The sequence below is a fragment of the Dactylosporangium sp. NPDC005555 genome (assembly GCF_040605635.1).
GTDB lineage: Bacteria > Actinomycetota > Actinomycetes > Mycobacteriales > Micromonosporaceae > Dactylosporangium.
Map to the genome: position 1 here is coordinate 25,360 of NZ_JBEXDG010000044.1, position 21,485 is coordinate 46,844.

The window sequence follows — 21,485 nt, forward strand, 5'->3', positions numbered from 1 at the left end:
TTGAGCGAAACATCTGCGACGGAGAATGACTTTCGTGATCGAGGACGATGGGAACGCCGAACGCCGACGGCTCGCTGAGGCCGACAGCGGGGAGCGCCCATGGCGGGGCTGGGGGCCCTACCTGTCCGAGCGCGCCTGGGGCACGGTCCGCGAGGACTACAGCGCCCACGGCACGGCCTGGGACCACTTCCCGCACGACCAGGCCCGGTCCCGCACGTACCGGTGGAACGAGGACGGGATGGCGGGCATCTGCGACGACCGTCAGACGTTCTGCTTCGCCCTCGCCCTGTGGAACGGCAAGGACCCGATCCTCAAGGAGCGGATGTTCGGCCTCGGCGGCGACCTCGGCAACCACGGGGAGGACGTCAAGGACTACTGGTGGTATCTGGACTCCACGCCCACCCACTCGTGGATGAAGTGGCGCTACCACTACCCGCAGCAGGCGTTCCCCTACGACGACCTGGTCGCCGAGAACTGCCGCCGCGGCCGCGACGAGCCCGAGTACGAGCTGGTCGACACCGGTGTCTTCGACGAGAACCGCTACTGGGCCGTCGAGGTCGACTACGCCAAGGCCGGCCCGACCGACATGTGCGTGCGGATCACGATCCAGAACATGGGTCCGGAGCCCGCGACCCTGCACCTGCTGCCGACCCTGTGGTTCCGCAACACGTGGGCGTGGGGGCTGCCCGGCCGCGACTACATGCCCGAGATCCGCGCGAAGGACAACGGCCTGCTCGCCGAGCACCGCCTGCTGGGCCGGCTGGCGCTCACCGGCGACGGCACGCCGCGGCCGCTGTTCTGCAACAACGACACCAACGGCGACCGCATCTGGGGCAAGCCGGGCCGGGAGTACCCGAAGGACGGCATCAACGACCACATCCTGCACGGCAAGGACACCGTCAACCCCGACCTCGTCGGCACCAAGGCCGCGCTGCACTACCTGATCTCCGTGCCGGCCGGCGGCACCCACGAGATCCGGCTCCGCCTGAATCTCAACGCCCCCGGCGCCAAGGACCTCGCCCCCGCCGACCTGCGCACCGACTTCGACACGACGATGTCGCGCCGCTCGGCCGAGGCGGACGCCTACTTCGCCGACCTGGTGCCGCCGACCGCCACCCCGGAAGAGGTCATGATCGTCCGGCAGGGCGTCGCCGGGCTCATGTGGGGCAAGCAGTTCTTCCACTTCGACGTGGCCCGCTGGCTGGAGGGCGACCCGGTCTCCGAGCCGCCGCCGGACAGCCGCCGCCACGGGCGCAACAGCCACTGGTGGCACATGAACAGCTGCGACGTGCTGTCGATGCCCGACCCGTGGGAGTATCCGTGGTACGCCGCCTGGGACCTCGCGTTCCACTGCGTCGCCATCGCCCGCGTCGACCCGGGGTTCGCCAAGGACCAGCTGCTGCTGCTCCTGCGCGAGTGGTACATGCATCCCAACGGGCAGATCCCGGCGTACGAGTGGGCGTTCGGCGACGTGAACCCGCCCGTGCACGCGTGGGCGGCATTGCGGGTCTTCGCGATCGACGGCTCCAAGGACTTCGACTTCCTCGCCCGGACCCTGCACAAGCTGCTGCTGAACTTCACCTGGTGGGTCAACCGCAAGGACGCCGAGGGCAACAACGTCTTCGAGGGCGGCTTCCTCGGCCTGGACAACGTCGGCCCCTTCGACCGGTCGGCGGCGCTGCCGGTCGGCGGTCGTCTGGAGCAGTCCGACGGCACGGCGTGGATGGCGATGTACGCCCTCAACATGCTGGACATGTCGCTCACGCTCGCCGTGCACGACCGCGTCTACGAGGACATCGCCGCCAAGTTCCTGGAGCATTTCGCGTACATCGCCGACGCCGCCTACGAGTTCGGCCTGTGGGACGAGGAGGAGGCCTTCTTCTACGACGTGCTGCGCACCGCCGACGGCCAGCGCATCCCGCTGAAGGTCCGCTCCGTCGTCGGCCTGCTCCCCCTCACGGCGACCACGATCATCAGCTCCTCCACGCTGCGCCGCCTGCCGGACGTCGCCGCGCGCCTGCGCTGGTTCCTCACCAACAAGCCCGAGTACGGCGACGTGGTCGGCGCGAAGAAGAGCCGCGGCGGGCAGCAGCTGCGCCTGCTGTCGATGGTCGGGCCGGACCAGCTCATCCGCATCCTGCAGCGGATGCTCGACGAGGAGGAGTTCCTGTCGCCGTACGGGCTGCGGACCCTGTCGAGGGCGCACCTGGACGAGCCGTTCACCGTGCACATCGGCGAGGCGGACTACACCGTCGGCTACGAACCCGCCGAGTCGACCAGCGGCCTCTTCGGCGGCAACTCCAACTGGCGCGGGCCGATCTGGTTCCCCGTCAACTACATCCTCATCGAGGCGGTCCGCCGCTTCTCGGAGTTCTTCGGCGACGACCTGCAGGTGGAGTACCCGGCGGGCAGCGGCAAGATGGCCACGCTCGCCGCGGTCGCCGACGACCTGTCACGCCGCCTGGTGAACCTCTTCCGCAACGACGACGCCGGCCGCCGCCCGATCTTCGGCGACGTCCCCCTGTTCCAGAACGACCCGGCGTGGCACGACCTGCTGGTGTACTACGAGTACTTCCACGGTGACACGGGGGCGGGGCTCGGCGCGGCGCACCAGACGGGCTGGACGGCACTGGTCCTCGACCTGATCCTGACCCTGCACACCCCACCGCACCCCCGCCCCGCCGACTACTGACCGGCCGCCTCCTCCCGCATGATCTGCGAAGACTTCGTGCCGCCAGGGCGACATGAACTCTTCGCAGATCATGCGGAACCCCGGCTCGGGCACCGTCAGAAGAGGCGGGCCCGATGGCCTTCCAGATAGGCCTCGACGTGCTCGGCGTGGTCGGGGCGGCTCAGCAGGAAACCCTGGCCGAGGCGGCAGCCCGCGGCGCGGACGACGTCGACGTGGGACTCGGTCTCCAGGCCGCAGGCGACGACGTCGATGCCGAGGCGGCGGGCCAGGCCGACCACGACGTCGACGATCGGGGTGGCCGGGGCCCGCTGGCCGGCGGGTTCGCCGAACAGGACCTGGTCGATCTTCAGGACGTCGACGGGGAGGCGGCGCAGGTGCGCGAGGGCGGTGGGGCCGGTGCCGAAGTGGTCGATGGCGGTGCGGACGCCGAGGGCGCGCAGCCCGGCGAGCTGCTCGACGGCGCCGGCGTCGTCGGGCAGTGACGCCTCGGCGACCTCGATGATGAGGGACTCGGCGGGGACGCAGTGGGTGTCGACGGCGGTGGCGACGGTGGCGAGCCAGCCGGGGGCGGCGAGCTGGCGGGCGGAGGCGTTGACGGACATCCACAGGTCGCGGCCGTCGGCGCGCCAGCGGGACAGCTGGCGGCACGCCTGGTGCAGGGCCCATTCGCCGAGCTCGTCGGCGAGGCCGAGCTCCTCGGCGACGGGCAGGAACTCGTGCGGCGGGACGGCGCCGAGGCGGGGGTGGCGCCAGCGGAGCAGAGCCTCGGCGCCGACGGGGTTGCGGGTGGTGAGGTCGACGACGGGCTGGTAGACGAGGTCGAGCTCGCCCCGGCCGACGATGCCGGGCAGCTGCTGCTCCAGGTCGGTGCGGCGGACGAGGGCGGCCTCGAAGGACCTGTCGTAGCACTCGACGCGGCCGCCGTCGCGGCCGCGGGACAGCTGCCGGGCCCGACGGCGGGCGATGCCGGCGCGGCGCAGGACGTCCTCTGCGTCGGTGGCGCCGAGCAGGTCGGCGACGCCGACGTCGGCGGTGAGGTGCACGGTGTGGCCGGGCAGGTGGAAGGGCTCGGCGAAGGCGGTGGCGAGGCGGGTGGCGAGTGCGAACGCGTGCACGAGCGGCGCGTCGGTGAGGACGGCGAACGCGGCGCCGGCGAGACGGGCGGGCAGGTCGTCGTGGCCGATGGCGGCGCGCAGCCGGCGGGCGGCCTCGATGAGGACGGCGTCGGCGACGGTGGGGCCGTGCAGGTCGGCGACGCTCTCGAAACGGTCGAGCTCGGCGACGAGGACGGAGCCGGCCTCACCGGTGGCGCCGCGGTGGGCCTCGGCGACACCGGCGAGGAAGCGGCGCCGGTTGGCGAGGGTGGTCAGGTCGTCGGTCCAGGTGATCTCGTCGAGGCTGCGCTGCAGCTGGGCGCGGTCGCCGATGTCGCGGACGTGGACGACGACGCCGCCGACCTCGGGTGCGGCGCGCTGGTCGCTGACGGTGGACTCGGTGTCGCGCCAGCGGCCGAAGCCGTCGCGGAGCCGGGCCTGGACCAGGACGTGCTCGCGGCCGTCGAGGACGGCGCGCAGCGCCTCGGTCGCGGGGGCGGCGTCGGCGGGGTGCAGCAGGTCGGTGAGCGGGCGGCCGAGGACGTCCTGGTCCGACAGGCTGAACTGGCGGGCCGCGGCCGGTGACTGCCACCGCACGACGAGCCCGGCGTCCAGGACGATCGCGACGTCGGTGGATCCGGCGACGAGCGTCCTGAAGTGCGCCTCCCGGGTCGCGAGTGTGCGTGCATACCGCCGGATGTCCCGCGCGGCGAGCGCCTCACGCAGCGCGACCGCGACCGCGGCGGTCATGCCGAGCCCGACGGCGGCGGGGTCGAAGCGGCCGCCGGTGAGCAGGTGCACGACGGACACCGCGACGGCGAGCAGGACCGGGCCGATGAGCAGCGGATAGCCGGCGAGGGTGCCGGTCTCGTCGGCGGCGTGCGGGCGGGTCGGCGCGTCGCCGGCGCGGCGGGCCCCGGCGAGGATCAGGAACGGCCCGGCGACGAGCGCGAGCCCGGCCGCGGCGAGGCCGACGGAGACCCAGCCGGACGCCGGGCCGAACGGGTCGTGGCGGCGCAGGTCGGCCAGCAGGACGGTGAACACGCCGAGCCCGACGACGCACAGCGCGGACCCGCCTGCGCAGGCGAGGGCGGCGGGCCGGTGCCGCACGGCACGCAGCCCGGTGACGACGGCCACGGAGACCGCGACGCAGCAGGTCACGGCGACGGCGAGGGGCAGCGGCCCGGCCAGCACCGACGTGGCGGGCGCGGACGCGAGGACCCAGACGCTGTAGCAGAGGGTGACGCCGATGCCGGCGCCGTCCAGGAGGCGGCGCAGGCGGGCGCGGACCGTGGGTGCCGTGCCGGGCAGCAGGAGCAGGCCGAGCAGGAACATCGGCGCGGCGACGAACGTGGTGACGGCGGCGGCGAGGCCCGGCGCCGCGATCGACGGGGTCAGCGCGACGAACCCGGTGACGCCGGCGCCCGCGCCGGTGAGCAGGGCGCCCATGCCCAGGAACCCGGCGCCGCGGCACGGGCCGAAGTCGCGGCGGCCGTGGTGGATGCGCAGGGCGAGCCGGATGAGCGACACCGCGTGGACGAGGGAGCCCACGGTGACGCCGGTGGCGACGGCGCCGAAGGACAGCACCGGACCGGCGGCGGCCGCCGCGCTGAACGCGGCGGCAGCGGTGACCAGGACGAGCCAGAACGTGCGCGGGTTGCTGACCACGGTCGTGTCGCTTTCGCGAGGGGCGGGCACGGGGGGATTCGTGCTCAAACCGCCTAACGATCCGAGCGGCCCGAGGTTACCGCCGGGTTGTGACATTTTCGTGGCCCTGATCCGGCTGACGCCGGACCGCGCCGACGACCTCAGGCCGGCGTCAGGCCGGCAGCCGCGCGCCGTTGACCTCGTCGCGGCTCAGCCACGACTTCAGCCGGTGCCGCAGGCCCTTCGGCTCGGGCACGTCGTCGCCCACGATGTCGGCGACGACGGCGGTGATGTTGTCCGGCCCGCCGCCCCGCATCGCGAGGTCGACGAGACGGTCCGCGCACTCGCCGACGTCGTCGTATTCGCGCAGGACCTCCTCGATCGTCTCCGCGCGCAGGACGCCGGACAGCCCGTCGCTGCACAGCAGATACCGGTCGCCGGCGCGGGCCGGGACCACCGAGTAGACCGGGTCGGTGGGCTGCCCCTGCAGGACCCGGCTGACCAGGGACCGCTGCGGATGCGTCGCGGCCTCGTCGAGGGTGATGCGGCCCTCGTCGACCAGCATCTGCACGTAGGTGTCGTCGCGGGTCACCTGCCCGAACTCCTCGCCGCGCAGCAGGTAGGCGCGGGAGTCGCCGATGTGCACGAGCCCGACCCGGTCACCGGAGAACAGGATCGCGGTCAGGGTCGTGCCCATCCCCTGCTTCTCCGGGTCGGCCTCGACCTCGTCGCGGATGCGCCGGTTGGCGTCGGAGACCGCGGTGCGCAACGCCGTCAGCAGGTCGCTGCCCGCGAACTCCTCGTCCAGGGGCGTCATCGCCTCGATCGCCAGCCGGCTGGCGACGTCGCCGGCGGCCATCCCGCCCATGCCGTCGGCGACCGCGAGGAGCCTGCCACCGGCGAACATCGAGTCCTGGTTGCTGCTGCGGACCATCCCGACCTCGGTCCGGGCGGCCCATTCCAGCGCGAGGGGGCGCGGCTGCGACTCTTCCATGGCCGCAAGCGTGCCGGATCGGCACACACAGCGTCTGTACGCACTTCTGCGTATCGTGGCCGCATGCCCGCCACCCCGTTCATCGGCCGAGCCGAGGAGCTCGCCGAGATCACGGGCGCCTGGGCGGCCCAGTGTTCCCAGGTGGCGACGGGCCGGGCCGCGGCCACCGGCCCACGGGTCGTGCTCGTCACCGGCGAGGCGGGCAGCGGCAAGAGCCGGCTCGTCGCGGCGGTGCTCGACCGGCTCGATCCGCGGCCGCCGGTCGTGCTCGCGGGCGCGGCTCGTACCCTCGGCGCGGCCCCGCACGACTGGCTCGCCTCCGTCCTCAGTGGTCACCCCCTAGACGGCGGCGTCCCGCCGGAGCTCGCGCAACGCTCCCCCGCCCCCGGCGCCGCCTCCCGCATGGCCCCCGCCGCGATGCTCAGGGCAGCGGTCGACGTCGTCCGGACCCTCCTGTCCGGGCGGACCGGCGTCCTCGTCGTCGAGGATCTCCACGACCTCGACCCGGCCAGTCTGACCCTCATCGGCGAGCTCGCCGCGACCGCCGCCCTGCCCGCACTGCTGCTCGTCACGAGCCGCCCGCCGCAGGAGGCCGCGTTCGCCCCGGCCGCCGCCCGCACCCTGCGCCGGCTCGGCGGCGCGCCGTCCGTGGTCCGGGCGCACCTGGCGCCGTTCGACGCCCGCGAGACCGCGGAGCTCATCGAGGCGCACCGCGGCGGCACCCCACCACCGGAGACCGTCCGGGCGCTGCTGACCCGCACCGGCGGCAACCCCTTCTGGCTCACCGAGCTCGTCACCGCCCGCGGCGACCTCGCCGGGGCGCCGCTGCCCGCGCACGTCGCCGGCCTGCTCGTCGAACCCCTCGCCGGCGAGCCGGGCCTCGTCGGGCGGGTCGCGCGCGCCGCCGCGCTGCTCGGTGACCCCGTCGAGACCGACGTGCTCGTGCACGTCTGTGAGGGCGAGATCGAGCCCGCGCTGCGCCGGCTGCTCGATCTCGGGATGCTGGTCATCGCCCCCGACCTGGCCCCGGCCGGGCCGCTGCGCTTCCGGCACCCGCTGCTGCGCGAGGCCCTCGCCGGCAGCGCACTGCCCAGCGAACGCGCGCGTGTGCACGGCCTGGCCCGGACGCTCGCCGTCGAGCTGGGCGACGACGCGGCCCTCGCCAGGCACGCGGCGGCGCTGGGCCGTCTCGCGGAAGCCGGTGCCGCCGCGGTACGAGGCGCGCAGGCCAACCTGGCCGCCGGCCTGCCGGACGCCGCCCTCGACCTGGTCGACGTCGGCATGCGGGCGGGCGACCTGCTCACGGCGGACGGGCACCGGGAGCTGGCGCGGGCCGGGGCCGTCGCGGCGTTCGTGGCGGGACGGTTCACGGTCGCCGAGCGGCACGCCGCCGACTGGCTGCGCCTGGCCGTGGACGCGGTGGAGACGTCCGACGCGCACCGGCTCCTCGCCGAGATCCGCTGGTGCCTGGCGGACCGCGCCGGCCACCACGCCGCCCTCGCCGACGCCCGGGCCGCCCTGACCGCTCCGGCGGCGCTGCCCGCTCCGACCGGCGCCCCGGACGGCGGGACACCGGCTGTCGGGGCCGCCTGGGCCCGGCAGGCGGCGGCGGAGGCGGCCGGCGCGCTGCGGACGGCCGGACCGGCCCTCGTCGTGCCGCTCGCGGAGGCCGCGATGGTCGCCGCCGAGCGGACCGGGGAGAGCATCGCGTCGGCCGGGGTCACGCTCGGCACCGCCCTCGCCCTCGGCGGCACGCAGGACAGGGGCGTGGCACTGCTGCACGCGTGCCGGCAGATCGCCGAGCACGACCGCGACCCGGTGACCGCCGGCCGGGCCGTGCACAACCTCGTCGCCGTCTGCCTGCCCGGGCTCGGCGACGTGACGGGACGGCGGCTGTTCGACGAGGCGATGGCCGCGCTCGGCCGGGCGGGCCTGGAGTTCTGCGCGGGTCGCACGACCGCGCTCGGCATCGCGCACGCGCTGCGGACCGGCGACCTCACCCGTGCCGAGACGCTCACCTGGTCGCGGCTGCCGATCGAGACCGACCCCCTCGAACGCGTCAGGTTCGCGGCGACCGCCGGGCTCCTCGCCGTCGAACGCGGCGACGACGCCCTCGCCGTGCGGCTGCTCGCCCGCGCCGACGGGGAGGGTCGCGACGTCGGCCTCGTCCGGGTCCTCCGGGTCGCCGTCGCGGCCCGCGGCGTGCACCCGGTGGATCCCGCGCTGGCGCTCGCCGAGTGCGTCGGCCACTGTCACCCCGCCCGTCTCGTCGAGGCCGCCCGGTGGGCGCTGCACGGTGGGGTGCAGGCCGCGACGGTCGAGGACCTCGTCGGCGACGCGGTCGGCGCGGCACCACAACTGCGGCTGCTGCTGGCGGTGGCGGCGGGCCGGGACGCGGCCGCCGTCGCCCTGCTCCCGGCCGCCCTCCACCACGCCCCCGCCGCCACCCGCCGCGGCGACGCGGCAAGCACCGTTCATCACGGCGAACCAGCCGGTTCCGGTATTCCGCCCCTACCTGGTGAGCCTGATGCACCAGGCGGTCCGGCCCGCCCAGGCGGTGCCGGCAACGGCCCGGCGGCCGCGTCCGACCGTCGTGGCGGCGGGGTGGCGGTGTCCGACCGTGGCGGCGGCGGGCGCGGCGAGGTGGTGGAGGCCGCACCGTACGACGCGGCCGTGCACACCGCCGCGGCGCACGCGCTGCTGCGGCTCGGCCGGGCCGGCGACGCGCGGCAGCACGCGGAGCGGGCGGTGGCGCTGCTCGCGCACTGGCCCGGCTGGCGGCTCACCGAGGCGGAGACCCTCCTGCACAGCCTGCGCGCGGGCGGGGACCTGACCGCCCGGGAGATCGAGGTGCTCGGCTGCCTCGCCGCCGGCATGTCCAACCAGCAGGTCGCGAGCTCGCTGGGGATCTCGATCCGGACCGTCACCGTCCACGTGTCCAACCTGCTGCGCAAGACGGGCGCGGCGTCGCGGACCGAGGCGGCGATGTGGGCGGTCCGGCACCGGGTCATCACCCCGACCTGAGCACCCGGCCCGCCCCGACCTTGAGAACCCGGCCCGCCCGGTCTGCGCCGGTCAGGCGCCGCTGAGCGAAGCGCCGAAAGCGGCGACGGCGGCGTCGAGCTCGTCGTAGGCGCCGCGGCTGATCGACTTCTCCATCTCGCGGCTGCGGAGCTGGCCGCGGAGCCGTTCGATGCGCGGCCCGGGGTCCACCGGCTGGTTCATGATGTTGTTGATCTGGTTGCGGATGTCCTCGCCGACGTCGGAGCGGATCTCGCCGGCGGCGGAGCGCCGGTCGACGACGTCGAGGACCGCGCGGCCGGCCTGCTGTGGTGTGAGCCTGGGCCCGGCCGGGGACAGGGACGCGGACGGGGACACCGCGCCCGGGGTCGTGGCGGCGGGTGAGGTACGACCGCGGGTCGGCGCCGGGGTGGCGCCCGGGGATGGCTGGACGGTGACCGGGGGCGGGATCGACACGACGATGCTGACCGTCGGCGCGGGAGCGGCCGTGTCGCCACGGTCCCTGGTGGTCCACACGAGCGCGAGCCCAGCCAGTACACCGGCAACCACCAGCAGCGCGAGGGCCGGAATCCACCGGCGGCCGCGGCGCTGGGCCGAGGTTTCCAGGGTGGCGGCGACCTCGGCGGCGGTGGGGCGCTCCGTGGGGTCGGTGGCGAGGCAGCGCAGGCAGACGGTGGCGACGGCGGGCGGGAGGCCGGGCACGTTGAGGGTGGGGCGGTGGCCGGTGGCGATGGCGCGTTCGAGCTCGTCCCACGTGGCGGCCTGCACGGGCGGGTGGCCGGTGAGCAGTTCGTAGAGCAGGACGCCGAGGGCGTAGACGTCGGTGGAGCCGCTGGCGGGCGCCCCGACGAGGCGTTCCGGCGCGACGTACGGCGGGGTGCCGAAGGTGAGGGTGTCGCGCTGGCCGACGTCGGCGGCGATGCCGAAGTCGAGGAGCTTGACGCCGTCGGTGGTGAGCATGACGTTCTCGGGGGTGACGTCGCGGTGCACGACGCCGCGGCGGTGGGCGGCGTGCAGGACGTCGGCGACGGTGGCCGTGACCGCGACGACGTCGGACAGCGGCAGGGGGCCCTCGGCGAGGCGGCCGGCGAGGGAGACGCCGTCGAGGAGCTGCATGACGACGTACGCGGCGATCCGGCCGTGCGTGGTGACGGTCTCGCCGTAGTCGTAGACGCCGATGGCGTTGGGGTGTTCGATGCGGGCGGCGGCGCGGGCCTCGCGGCGGATGCGGTCGCGCTGGCCGCCGTCGGTGCCGATGGGGCCGTCGAGGACCTTGACGGCGACGGTGCGCTCCAGCGTGCTGTCCCAGGCGCGCCAGACGACCGACATGCCGCCCGCGCCGACGGGTTGTCTCAGGATGTACCGGCGGGCAAGGACATCGCCCTCCCGGAGCTGACCGTCGCTCACGTCGTTAACTTGAGGCCCGCACGATGAGCTCGGTCGGCAGCACGGGGCTGTCGTCGGAGCCTTCCAGCAGCAGGGCTGCGGCGACCGCGCCGAGCTCGGAGACCGGCTGGCGCACGGTCGTGAGCGGCGGCGTGGTGTAGGAGGCGAGGGGCGCGTCGTCGAAGCCGACGACGGCGACGTCCTCGGGGACCCGGCGGCCGGCCTTGCGCAGGGCCTGCAGCGCGCCGGCGGCCATGGCGTCGGAGGCGACGAAGAGGGCGTCGAGGCGGGGCATGCGGTCCAGGAGCCAGGCAGCGGCGTGCCCGCCGGAGGCGGTGGTGAAGTCGCCGTAGGCGACGGCGGGGACCCGGCCGGCGGCCTCCATGGCGCGGCGGTAGCCCTCCAGGCGGTCCGCGGCGGCGGGTGAGTCCGGCGGGCCGGCGATCGCGGCGATGCTCCGGCGGTGGCGCAGGATGAGGTGCTCCACGGCTTGCCGGGCGCCGTCGTTGTTGTCGACGTCGACGTACGGGATGTCGAGGCCCTCGGCGGGCCGGCCGGTGGCCCGCAGCGGCACCCGGGACGCGGCGAGGGAGACCGCCAGGGGGTGGCTGCTGTGCCCGCCGAGGAGCAGGACGCCGCCGACGCCGCCGGTGGTGAGGAACTGTGTCGCCGACGCGATGGTGCCGCGGGTGGCGGACATCGTCAGCAGCGGGACGCCGTGGCGGGTCAGCTCCTCCTCGGCGCCGGCGAGGAGCCGGGCGGAGAAGGTGTCGTGGAAGAGCCGGGCGGTCGGCTCGAAGACGAGGGCGGCGACGGGGAGGTGCTGGGGCAGCCGGTCAGGGCGGCGCGGCCCGCGGTGGCGGACGTAGCCGAGCTGGGCGATGGCGTCGTGCACCGACACCCGGGCCGAGGTGCTGACCCTGACCCGGCCCGTGAGGACGCGGGACACGGTGGCCGCGGAGACCCCCGCGGCGGCGGCGACCTCGGTGACGGTTGGTGGCGATGGCTCGTCAGGCATCCCGTCTCCTGTTGGAGCGATTCCTGCGGCCAGCGTCAGCCACGGTTACCCGGATGTCAACTATGGGTTTCGATCGGCTGTGCGGATCCTTTGGTTCACCCGACATATCCGTATTTATGATATCGACACGGTCTGTGGCAAACGTCGCTGGGACTTCCGCGATCGGCAGCTATTAGGGAATAGTCGGCGATTGTGTCGGAGATCGAGCTTGGCCGCAGGGTGCTGGAGCGCTTCCTGCTGGTCCGCCCGATCGCCCGCGGCGGCATGTCGCTCGTTTACGAGGCCGTCGACCTGGAGCAGCTGCGCCCGGTCGCGGTGAAGGTCCTCGCGCCGGCGTTCGCGAACAACAGCAGGGCCTGCCACGCCGCGCGCCGCGAGCCGTTGCTGATGCAGCGGATGCGGCACCCGACCGTGCCGAAGATCTTCGGCTACGGCGAGCTGGACACCGGCCGGGCGACCGTGCCGTGCGTCGCGATGGAGCTGCTCAACGGGGTACCGCTGACGAAGCGCCTCGCGGAGGGCCCGCTGCCGTGGCAGCACGCGGTCGAGATCGCCGCGTCCGTCGCCGAGCTCCTGGCCGTCGCGCACCGCCGGGGCATCGCGCACCGGGACCTGACCGCCGACAACGTCATGCTGACCACCGCCGGTGTGAAGATCATCGACTTCGGCCTGGCGGTGCCGTTCGCGCATCCCGCGGCCTCGCGCGTCGAGCACGCCCCCGCCTGGGACGTCTATGCCCTCGGGGTCCTGCTGTACCAGATGCTGACCGGTCGCTCGCCGCACGCGCCGGGCGCCAGGTTGCTGCAGCCGGCGGCGACCCCGGTCCTGCTCGCACCGGGCCTGCCACGCTCCGTAGCGGAGCTGTGCCGACAGTGCATGGCCAAGCGGCCGGCGGACCGGCCCGAGAGTGCGAGCGTCGCCCTGTCGCTCTGGGCGGAGTTCGCAACCGACTGGCAACACCCCGAGTCCTTCACTGAGAGCTACCGCACACGGTCTGGCCACTCTGCGTAGCGGTCGCATTTTGCCTGCGTAAACGCTCTGTCAGGTCGTTGGGCGGACTTGGTCCGCTCGGATGCATCCGACCATGCTCACCCATTGTGATTGCCCCTCGGCCCGGCCAAGCTTTCTGGACAAGGTGCACAACGGTTGCCGACAAGGAGCCGCCAGGCACCGCCGGAGAGATAGCCGAGGGGAAGCTGTCATGTCAGGTACGAAGGTCACCGGCGTCATCGTGACCGGCGGATCCACCGCCGCGTCGCTGCCAGTCACCGGAAGCCCCGTCTACGCCATCGTCGTCGCAGGTGTCGCGCTCGTCGTCACCGGCTTCCTGATGGTGCGGGCATCCCGCTTCAACCGCAGCGCAGCCTGACGCATGACGGCGATCCTTCTGGTCGGCTTCGCGCTCCTGACGCTCTGGCCGGCGTACAACCTGGCACTGGTGGCCTTCACCACCAGTGACTCGGCCACCGCCGGCCGGCGTCGCCGGCGCGACGCAGTCGCGCCGAACGAGCACGAACCGCTGACCTTCTGGATCGTCGTGCCCGCCCTCAACGAGGAACGGGTTGTCGGCCGGACCGTCTCCGCAGCACTGGCGCTGCAGGGCCCGGCAGGCACACGCACCAGGGTCCTGGTGGTCGATGACGGATCGGACGACGGCACCCCGGACGTGCTGGCCGCCATCGACCACCCGGGATTGACCGTGCTGCGCAGGGACTTCCCCAACGCCCGCAAGGGCAAGGGCGAGGCGCTCAACGCCGCCTTCCGGACCATCCGGGACCTGACCCTGGCCCACGGTGAGGACCCCGCGCTGGTCGCGGTCGGTGTCATCGACGGCGACGGGCGGGGCAGCACCAACATCCTCACCGAGGTGTCGAAGCAGATGCGTGACCCGCGGGTCGGCGCGGTGCAGACCCGGGTGCGGATCCACAACCGCAACCGTGTCCTGGGCGCCGTGCAGGACCTCGAGTTCGCCGCCATCGCCAACGCCAGCCAGCTGCTCCGCAACGCCGCGGGGACGGTCGGGCTGGGCGGCAACGGGCAGTTCGCCCGGCTGTCGTCGCTGGTGCGGCTCGGCGACGCGCCCTGGTCGCACTGCCTCGTCGAGGACCTCGAGCTGGGCCTGCGCATGCACCTCAACGGCGAGCGCATCCGGTACACCTCGATGGCCAACGTCAACCAGCAGGGTCTCGTCGACGTGAAGCGGCTGACCCGCCAGCGCACCCGGTGGGCGCAGGGCAACCTGCAGTGCATCGGCTACGTGCCGAAGCTGATCGCCTCCCGGCAGATCCGCAACCACGCGCTGCTGGAGATGCTGTACTACCTGCTCGCGCCGTGGATGAACGCCTTCGGCACGGCCGGCGTCTTCGGCCTCTGGGGATACGCGATGTGGCGGCTCGTCCCCGGGCACGGCCAGACCTTCATGATCCATTCCTGGGCGCAGATGGGCGAGGTCGCGCTGTTCTGGGCGATCGGCATGACCGTCCCCGGCCTGGTCTGGGCCATCGTCCACCGCGTCCAGCTCGGCGACGAGAAGCTCTGGCGACTGCTGGTCGCCGCCGTCGCGTACCCCTTCTTCCTCCTGCTCGGCCTGGTCTCGACCTGGCGGGCGATCGGCCGGCAGATCAGCCGGCGACAGGCCTGGGCGAAGACCGAACGCCTGGTCGAAGAGCCGGTTCTCTCGTAAAGGACGTCTGCAAATGTCTCCCGAAGTCTTCCTCATCGCCGGTACCCGTCCCGAGGCCATCAAGCTGGCGCCCGTCGCCGCCGCGATGCGTGCCGCCGGCCGGCTCACCCCGGTGCTGGTCGCCAGCGGGCAGCACCCGACGATGGTGACCCAGGCGCTCGACGCGTTCGAGGTCCAGGCCGACGTGACGCTGCCGCTGCGGCGGGTCACCGGCAGCCAGCCCGAGCTCCTCACCGAGATGATCAAGCAACTCGACGCCCTCCTGGAGGAGCGCAGGCCGGCCGCGGTCGTCGTGCAGGGCGACACCACCACGACGCTCGCCGGCGCCATGGCCGCGTTCTGGCGGCGCATCCCGGTCGTGCACCTGGAAGCGGGGCTGCGCTCCGGCGACCTGGACTCGCCCTTCCCGGAGGAGGCCAACCGCAAGCTCGTCGGCCAGCTCGCCGCGCTGCACCTGGCGCCGACGGCCCTCGCCGCGACGAACCTGCTCGACGAGAGCGTCGCCCCGGCCAACGTCCTCATCACCGGCAACACGGTCGTCGACGCGGCGCTGGAGATCGCCGGCAAGGCGCTGCCGTTCGAGGACGCCCGCATCGCCGCCGCGGTGGACGCCGCCGAGCACGGCCGGGCCCGCGTGGTGCTGGTGACCGCACACCGCCGCGAGTCCTGGGGCGAGCCCCTGGACCGGATCCTCTCCGCGGTGCGCCGGCTGATCGAGGCGTACCCGGACATCCGGGTGGTCCTGCCGGCGCACGCCAACCCGGCGGTCCGCGCCCAGGTCGAGGCCGGCCTCGCCGGGGTGCCGCGGGTGACGGTCACCGACCCGCTGCCCTACCCGGCCCTCGCCCGGCTGCTGTCGCGGGCGTACCTGACGCTCACCGACTCCGGCGGCATCCAGGAGGAGGCGCCGTCGTTCAAGGTGCCGGCCCTGGTCCTGCGTGAGGTCACCGAGCGCGTCGAGTCGCTGCACGCGGGTTGCGCCAAGCTCGTCGGCACGGATGAGGACCTGATCGTCGCCGAGGCCGCCCGGCTGCTCGACGACCCGGTCCTGCGCGAGTCGATGACCGCCAACGGCAACCCCTACGGCGACGGTCTCGCCTCGCAGCGCACCGAACAGGCCGTCGCCGCGATGCTCGGGCTCGCCACGCACCCCGCCCCCATGCCGACCACCGTCTCCGTCTGAGTTAGGGATCTCGTACCGACATGCGCAAGCTGATCAGTTCGCTCGCAGCCGTCACCGTGGCCGCGTCGCTCGCCCTCACCGTGCCGGCCACCCAGGCCTTCGCCGCCGCGCCCACCGCGACCCGCTCCGGCACCGGCGCCCCCGGCTCCAACGCCGCGACGAAGACGCTCGTCCTCTACGACAACACCGGCCCGTACTCGTGGCTCGGCGAGGACTACGGCACGATGGCGACGAACCTCGTCTCCCACTTCGGGTCCTGGACCGCGCACCCGGTCGGCGCCTACAAGGCCGGTGAGATGTCCGCCTACTCCGCCGTCGTCTACGTCGGCTCCACCTACGACGAGCCGCTGCCGGCCGCGTTCCTCGACGACACCCTCGCGGGCACCAAGCCGGTGCTGTGGATGTACAACAACATCTGGCAGCTGACGGCCCGCTCCGCGGACTTCGTCGCCAAGTACGGCTACACCTGGAAGGGCTACGACACCTCCCCCGTGTCGCAGGTCGAGTACAACGGCACCACGATGACCCGCGACGTGCGCAACGGCGGCGGCATCATGGACTACGTCATCTCCGACCCGGCGAAGGCCGTCCCCGTCGGCACCGCGGTCCGCGCCGACGGCACCACCTTCCCGTGGGGCATCCGGTCCGGCAACCTGACCTACCTCGGTGAGATCCCGCTGTCGTACATCACCTCCAACGACCGCTACCTCGCCTTCTCCGACCTGCTCTACTCGGTGCTCGCACCGCAGACCGCCGCGCGGCACCGCGCCCTGGTCCGCATCGAGGACGTCGGCCCGGACGCCGACCCTGCCGAGCTGCGCGCCATCGCCGACTACCTGTCGAGCAGGAAGGTCCCCTTCACCGTCGCCGTCTACAGCCGCTACCGCGACCCGAAAGGCGTGAACAACAATGGCAAGGCCGAGGACTACACACTGCGCCAGCGGCCACTGGTGGTCAGCGCCCTGAAGTACATGCAGAGCAAGGGCGGCACCCTGCTGCAGCACGGGTACACGCACCAGCTCGACGCGATCGACAACCCGTACGACGGCGTCAGCGCCAACGACTTCGAGTTCTTCATGGCGCACGTCGACGCCAACGACGCCGTCATCTACGACGGTCCGGTCAAGAACGACTCGGCGGCCAACGTCACCGCCCGCGTCCTGGCCTCCCGCGCCGACTGGGCCCTCGCCGGCCTCAAGCAGCCGACCATCTTCGAGTTCCCGCACTACGCGGCGAGCGCTCTGGACTACAAGACGATCAACACCCTCGTCGGCGTCCGCTACGAGCGTGGCCTGTACTTCCCGGGCGTGCTGTCCGGCGGCACCGTCGACAACAGCACCGCGCACATGGTCGGGCAGTTCTTCCCCTACACGGTCCGCGACGTCTACGGCTCGACCGTCATCCCGGAGAACATCGGCAACATCGAGCCCGAGCCGTTCAACCAGCACCCGGCGGTCCTGCCCGCCGACCTGATCGCGAACGCGAAGACCAACCTGGCGGTCCGCGACGGCGTGGCGAGCTTCTTCTACCACCCCTACCTCGGCACCGGCTACCTGAAGCAGACCGTGGAAGGCATCCAGGGCCTGGGCTACACCTTCGTCTCCGCGGCGGCGATGTCCTGACCTGATTGAGTTGTCAACCGGCCGGGTCCCTTCGGGGGCCCGGCTTTGCACTGTCTCCCGCCGCACACAACGGTACGGCGCCGGCGCCCCTCACGGCAGCCGCGACCCGGAGCAACCGAGGTGCAGGCCGGGTGCCTCAGGTCTCCAGCAACAGGTCGGGCATGAGGCGCTCGACGGCATACAGGTCGTAGACCCGGCGGACCTCGGCGATCAGGCCGGACTCCGTCAGCACCAGGAACTCGGCGAGCCGGAACCGCTCGGCGTCCACGGCGCAGTCGTAGACGAGCGCGACCCGCAGGTCGATCACGGTGCGGGAGAAGACCGACACGGCCGTCAGGGCGGCGGCGTAACCGGTGAGCTTCTCGATGAAGTCGCCGTCGGGGTCGAGGTTGGACTCGACGCGGGCGCCGGCGGCGAGCAACGTGAACAGAGTGCTGGTGCGGCCGGTGGTCCAGGCCGCGACCCAGCGATCGGTGACTTCCTCAACAGCGGTCGCGTCCATCACGCGCCATCCTGCCACGAAGCGGACCACCGTCGCCCCGGGGTCACGAAAGCGGTCCGCGCGGGGTTCTCAGGAAAGCGCTTTCCCGTTATCCTCTGCCCATGTTGCGCATCGATGACGGGCTCGCGCCCAAGGATCTGCTGCCCGCGGTCGCCCGGATGTGGGAGCTGTCCGCAGGGAAGATCGACGCGATCGACGCGTCCTGCCCGCCGGGCGGCGAGCAGGGAGCGCCCGTGTTCACCGTCGACGGGCGCTACACCGCGCGCGGCTGGACCGAGTGGACGCAAGGGTTCCAGGTGGGTTCGGCGCTGCTGCAGTTCGACGCGACCGGCGACCGGCACTTCTTCGAGCAGGGCCGCCGGCACACGTTCGGGGTGATGGCGCCGCACGTCAGCCACATCGGCGTGCACGACCACGGGTTCAACAACGTCAGCACGTACGGGACGCTGCGCCGCCTCATCCTCGAGGGCCGCGCCGGCGAGGAGGACCTCACCGCGGCGGAGCTGGCACTGAAGGTCAGCGGCGCCGTGCAGGCGGCCCGCTGGAGCAGGACCGCGGACGGCGGCGGCTACATCTACTCGTTCAACGGGCCGCAGTCGCTGTTCGTCGACACGATCCGCTCCTGCCGGTCCCTCGCCGTCGCGCACCGGCTCGGGCACGTCCTCATGGGCGAGCACGACGAGCGGGTCGACCTCCTGGAGCGGCTCACCCGGCACGCGGAGAGCACCGCGAGGCACAACGTCTACTTCGGCGAGGGCCGCGACGTGTACGACGTCCGGGGCCGCACGGTGCACGAGGCGCTGTTCAACGTCAACGACGGGCGTTTCCGGGCGCCGAGCACGCAGCAGGGCTACTCGCCGTTCTCCACGTGGACCCGCGGACTGGCGTGGGCGATGCTCGGCTTCGCGGAGCTGCTGGAGTTCTGCGGGTCCGAGGGGACCGACGGGTCCGAGCGGTCCGACCTGCTCCGCACGACCGCGCAGGCCACGTGCGACTTCTACATCGAGCACTCCCCCGCCGACGGGATCCCCTACTGGGACACGGGCGCGCCCGGCCTGGTGCACCTGGACGTGGACGCGCCCGCCGACCCGTTCAACGCGTTCGAGCCCGTCGACTCCAGCGCCGCCGCGATCGCCGCGCAGGGCCTGCTGCGGCTCGGCCACGCGACCGGCGAGGAGCGCTACACCCAGGCAGGACTGACCGTTGCAAGGACCTTGCTGGCCGAGCCCTACCTGTCGGTGGACCCGCGGCACGAGGGGCTGCTGCTGCACTCCGTCTACCACCGGCCGAACGGCTGGGACCACGTTGCGCCCGGCCAATCGGTGCCGAACGGCGAGTCCAGCATGTGGGGCGACTACCACCTGCGGGAGCTGGCGCTGTACCTCGGCCGGCTCGTCGACGGCCCCTACTACACGTTCTTCGGCGGTGCCGAGTGAGCGGCCAGCGAAGCGGCTCGGGCCGCTCACCATCGGATCAGTTTGAGCTCAGGCCGACGCCTGGAGCGCAGCGGAAGGTGGCGGCATGAGCGCCGCACTCGTCACCGGCGCCTCCCGCGGCATCGGGCGGGGCATCGCCCTCGCCCTGGCGGGCGCCGGCTTCGACGTGGTCGTGAACTACGCCTCCAACCTGGCCGCCGCCGCGGAGACCGCCGCGGAGATCGAGCGGCGCGGCGCGCGGGCCGCCCTCGTCCGCGCGGACGTCGGCGACGCCGGGGACCGTGCACGGCTCGTGCGGGAGGCGCACGACGCGTTCGGCGGGATCGACCTGCTCGTCAACAACGCGGGCGTGGCCCCGTCGGTCCGCGCGGACCTCCTGGAGGCGACCGAGGAGTCCTTCGACCGTCTGGTCGGCATCAACCTCAAGGGACCGTACTTCCTCACCCAGCAGGTCGCGCGCCGGATGGTCGACGCCGGCGTCCAGGGCAGGATCGTCACGATCTCGTCGATGAGCGCGTACACGGCGAGCGTCAACCGCGGCGACTACTGCGTGACGAAGGCCGGCCTCGGCATGATGACGAAACTGTTCGCGGCGCGCCTGGCCGAGCACGGCATCACCGTGTTCGAGGTCCGGCCCGGCATCATCGCCACCGACATGACAAGTGCCGTGCAGGGCAAGTACGACAAACTCATCCTTGAGGAGGGGGTCACGCCGATCCGGCGCTGGGGCACCCCCGAGGACGTCGGCCGGGCGGTGGTGGCGATCGCGACGGACCTGCTGCCGTTCTCCACCGGCCAGGTCATCGACGTGGACGGGGGATTTCATCTACGGACTCTGTAGCGCGCTCCCGGAGCAACGCATGCACCGCCCCGATGTCCGCCGGGGCGGTGCGGGACGCGAGCCAGTACATGACGCCGGTCGGGATGAAGAACACCTGGAAGGCGGCGAGTCCGACGGCGAGGTTCGTCGGCGGCGGGAAGCTGCGCGCGAGCGCCGCGAACACCGCCCCGACGAGCCCGTTGCCGGCCGCCCGGCCGACGCCGTTGACGAGGTTCCCCAGTGAGTACACGGTCCCGCGGTGCTCGGGCGGGTTGACGTCGGCGATGAGCGCGAACCAGTTCGGCGAGTTCGCCGACGTCAGGGCCAGGGCCAGCAGCGCGCACAGGAACGCGGCCAGGAGGCTCGGCGTCGTGAACAGCGCCTCGACGACCAGGATCGTCGCCGACCGGCCGTCGGGCGCCGGGAGGGTCAGCGGGGCGAAGAACAGCACCACGTACAGCGGCACCCCGGCGAGGATCCCGATCGCGGCGACCTTCGCCCGGCCGCCGGGGTCGCGCCGCTGCCAGCGGTCGCCGATCAGCCCGCCGACGACCGACAGCACGCCGCCGAGCTGGAAGAGGGTGGCGAGGATGCCGCCGATCGCGATGGCGGTCGACTCGTCGTAGCCCTGCGCCTCCGCCTTCGCCTGGAACAGCCGCGGCAGCCACACCAGGGACCCGAACGCGGCCTGCGCGGTGAGCCCCTGCAGGATCAGCCACACGTTGGTGCGGCGGGCGATGATGCCGGGCAGGTCGCCGCGGGAGATGCGGTGCTCGTACTCCTCCCCGGCGGCGAAGACCGCGGCGAGGTCCGGTTCGCTCTGCCCGCGGCGGATGTCGGCGGTCGTGAAGTACGCGGCGGAGGCGAGGATCCCGAGGACGGCGAGGACCTCGAACGGGCGCCGCCAGTCCGCGCCGCCGAGCTGGCTGGCGACGAGGACCCCGGCGAGGGTGCCGACGCCCTGCGACAACCCCCACAGGCTCATCACGAGGCCGCGGCGGCGGGGCGAGATGAGGTCGCTGACGACGGAGAACCCGACCGAGCCGACCGCGCCGAGGCCGACGGCCGCGACGAGCTGCGCGGCGAGGAACGTCCAGTAGCCGCCGGCGAGGACGGTGCCGTACGTGCCGGCGGACCAGATGAGGGTGCCGGCCATGAGGACCGGTTTCCGGTCGGTGCGGTCGCCGGCGTACGCCCAGCCGACGGCGGCGACCGCGGTCACGAGATACCCGACCGCGGTCACCACGCCGAGCGCTCCCTCGCCGACGCCGAGGGAGCGGCTGATCGGCGAGTAGAGCGGCGGCACCAGGCTGATCGCCACGTTGTCCAGCGACGCCAGCACGATGAAGACGGCGACGCTGTACACGCGGTGGAAGTTCACGTGCGG

At 73.1% G+C, this 21,485-nt stretch carries 14 protein-coding genes and 1 pseudogene; 9 read left to right on the plus strand and 6 right to left on the minus strand.

Going from position 1 to position 21,485, the window contains the following annotated elements:
* Positions 1-34 precede the first annotated feature (34 nt).
* Positions 35-2,692 (plus strand): glucosidase, encoded by a 2,658-nt coding sequence (locus ABZS58_RS35930; RefSeq protein WP_354787726.1) that lies wholly within the window; start codon positions 35-37, stop codon positions 2,690-2,692.
* A 95-nt stretch (positions 2,693-2,787) separates the two neighbouring features.
* On the opposite strand, the gene ABZS58_RS35935 is transcribed toward ABZS58_RS35930, so the two are convergent.
* The gene (locus ABZS58_RS35935) at positions 2,788-5,484 is read right to left on the minus strand and encodes an EAL domain-containing protein (protein ID WP_354787727.1); all 2,697 of its coding nucleotides are present in this window, start codon (positions 5,482-5,484) and stop codon (positions 2,788-2,790) included.
* 220 nt (positions 5,485-5,704) lie between these two features.
* Positions 5,705-6,427, minus strand: a pseudogene (locus tag ABZS58_RS35940) (protein phosphatase 2C domain-containing protein); the annotation flags it as partial.
* Between the two features lie 63 nt (positions 6,428-6,490).
* Here ABZS58_RS35940 and ABZS58_RS35945 point away from each other — a divergent pair.
* A complete protein-coding gene (locus tag ABZS58_RS35945) occupies positions 6,491-9,451 on the plus strand; it encodes a LuxR C-terminal-related transcriptional regulator (RefSeq protein WP_354787728.1) in 2,961 nt (986 codons plus the stop codon).
* Between the two features lie 51 nt (positions 9,452-9,502).
* Here ABZS58_RS35945 and ABZS58_RS35950 read toward each other — a convergent pair whose 3' ends face one another.
* Both ABZS58_RS35950 and ABZS58_RS35955 read right to left on the minus strand, forming a co-directional pair.
* Positions 9,503-10,855, minus strand: coding sequence for a protein kinase (locus tag ABZS58_RS35950; RefSeq protein WP_354787729.1), 1,353 nt, complete (start codon positions 10,853-10,855; stop codon positions 9,503-9,505).
* Between the two features lie 4 nt (positions 10,856-10,859).
* Entirely contained in the window at positions 10,860-11,852 is a 993-nt protein-coding gene (locus ABZS58_RS35955) for a substrate-binding domain-containing protein (protein ID WP_354787730.1), read from the minus strand.
* 192 nt (positions 11,853-12,044) lie between these two features.
* On the opposite strand from ABZS58_RS35955, the gene ABZS58_RS35960 reads away from it, so the two are divergent.
* From ABZS58_RS35960 to ABZS58_RS35980, 5 genes are all read left to right on the plus strand, one after another.
* A complete protein-coding gene (locus ABZS58_RS35960) occupies positions 12,045-12,863 on the plus strand; it encodes a serine/threonine-protein kinase (RefSeq protein ID WP_354787731.1) in 819 nt (272 codons plus the stop codon).
* Between the two features lie 190 nt (positions 12,864-13,053).
* A complete protein-coding gene (locus tag ABZS58_RS35965) occupies positions 13,054-13,221 on the plus strand; it encodes an LPXTG cell wall anchor domain-containing protein (RefSeq protein WP_354787732.1) in 168 nt (55 codons plus the stop codon).
* A 3-nt stretch (positions 13,222-13,224) separates the two neighbouring features.
* Positions 13,225-14,535: a glycosyltransferase family 2 protein gene (locus ABZS58_RS35970; RefSeq protein ID WP_354787733.1), complete on the plus strand. Its 1,311-nt coding sequence runs from the start codon at positions 13,225-13,227 to the stop codon at positions 14,533-14,535.
* Between the two features lie 13 nt (positions 14,536-14,548).
* Positions 14,549-15,718: a UDP-N-acetylglucosamine 2-epimerase (non-hydrolyzing) gene (gene wecB / locus ABZS58_RS35975; protein ID WP_354787734.1), complete on the plus strand. Its 1,170-nt coding sequence runs from the start codon at positions 14,549-14,551 to the stop codon at positions 15,716-15,718.
* A gap of 20 nt (positions 15,719-15,738) precedes the next feature.
* Entirely contained in the window at positions 15,739-17,340 is a 1,602-nt protein-coding gene (locus ABZS58_RS35980; RefSeq protein ID WP_354787735.1) for a polysaccharide deacetylase family protein, read from the plus strand.
* Between the two features lie 136 nt (positions 17,341-17,476).
* On the opposite strand, the gene ABZS58_RS35985 is transcribed toward ABZS58_RS35980, so the two are convergent.
* Positions 17,477-17,845, minus strand: a complete 369-nt coding sequence (locus ABZS58_RS35985) for a hypothetical protein (protein WP_354787736.1) — start codon at positions 17,843-17,845, stop codon at positions 17,477-17,479.
* A gap of 98 nt (positions 17,846-17,943) precedes the next feature.
* Between ABZS58_RS35985 and ABZS58_RS35990 the strand changes: the two genes are divergently transcribed.
* The gene (locus ABZS58_RS35990; protein WP_354787737.1) at positions 17,944-19,278 is read left to right on the plus strand and encodes a hypothetical protein; all 1,335 of its coding nucleotides are present in this window, start codon (positions 17,944-17,946) and stop codon (positions 19,276-19,278) included.
* Between the two features lie 85 nt (positions 19,279-19,363).
* Positions 19,364-20,119, plus strand: a complete 756-nt coding sequence (locus ABZS58_RS35995) for a 3-ketoacyl-ACP reductase (protein WP_354787738.1) — start codon at positions 19,364-19,366, stop codon at positions 20,117-20,119.
* Here the strand turns inward: ABZS58_RS35995 and ABZS58_RS36000 are convergent.
* Positions 20,079-21,479 carry an MFS transporter gene (locus ABZS58_RS36000; protein WP_354787739.1) on the minus strand — a complete coding sequence of 467 codons (1,401 nt, stop codon included), beginning with the start codon at positions 21,477-21,479 and terminating at the stop codon, positions 20,079-20,081. The genes ABZS58_RS35995 and ABZS58_RS36000 overlap by 41 nt on opposite strands.
* Positions 21,480-21,485 lie beyond the last annotated feature (6 nt).

Coding starts and splice junctions, on each gene's coding strand:
- ABZS58_RS35945 (WP_354787728.1), top strand. CDS start 6,491: ATGCCCGCCACCCCGTTCATCGGCCGAGCCGAGGAGCTCGCCGAGATC.
- ABZS58_RS35955 (WP_354787730.1), bottom strand. CDS start 11,852: ATGCCTGACGAGCCATCGCCACCAACCGTCACCGAGGTCGCCGCCGCC.
- ABZS58_RS35965 (WP_354787732.1), top strand. CDS start 13,054: ATGTCAGGTACGAAGGTCACCGGCGTCATCGTGACCGGCGGATCCACC.
- ABZS58_RS35970 (WP_354787733.1), top strand. CDS start 13,225: ATGACGGCGATCCTTCTGGTCGGCTTCGCGCTCCTGACGCTCTGGCCG.
- wecB (WP_354787734.1), top strand. CDS start 14,549: ATGTCTCCCGAAGTCTTCCTCATCGCCGGTACCCGTCCCGAGGCCATC.
- ABZS58_RS35980 (WP_354787735.1), top strand. CDS start 15,739: ATGCGCAAGCTGATCAGTTCGCTCGCAGCCGTCACCGTGGCCGCGTCG.
- ABZS58_RS35990 (WP_354787737.1), top strand. CDS start 17,944: ATGTTGCGCATCGATGACGGGCTCGCGCCCAAGGATCTGCTGCCCGCG.
- ABZS58_RS35995 (WP_354787738.1), top strand. CDS start 19,364: ATGAGCGCCGCACTCGTCACCGGCGCCTCCCGCGGCATCGGGCGGGGC.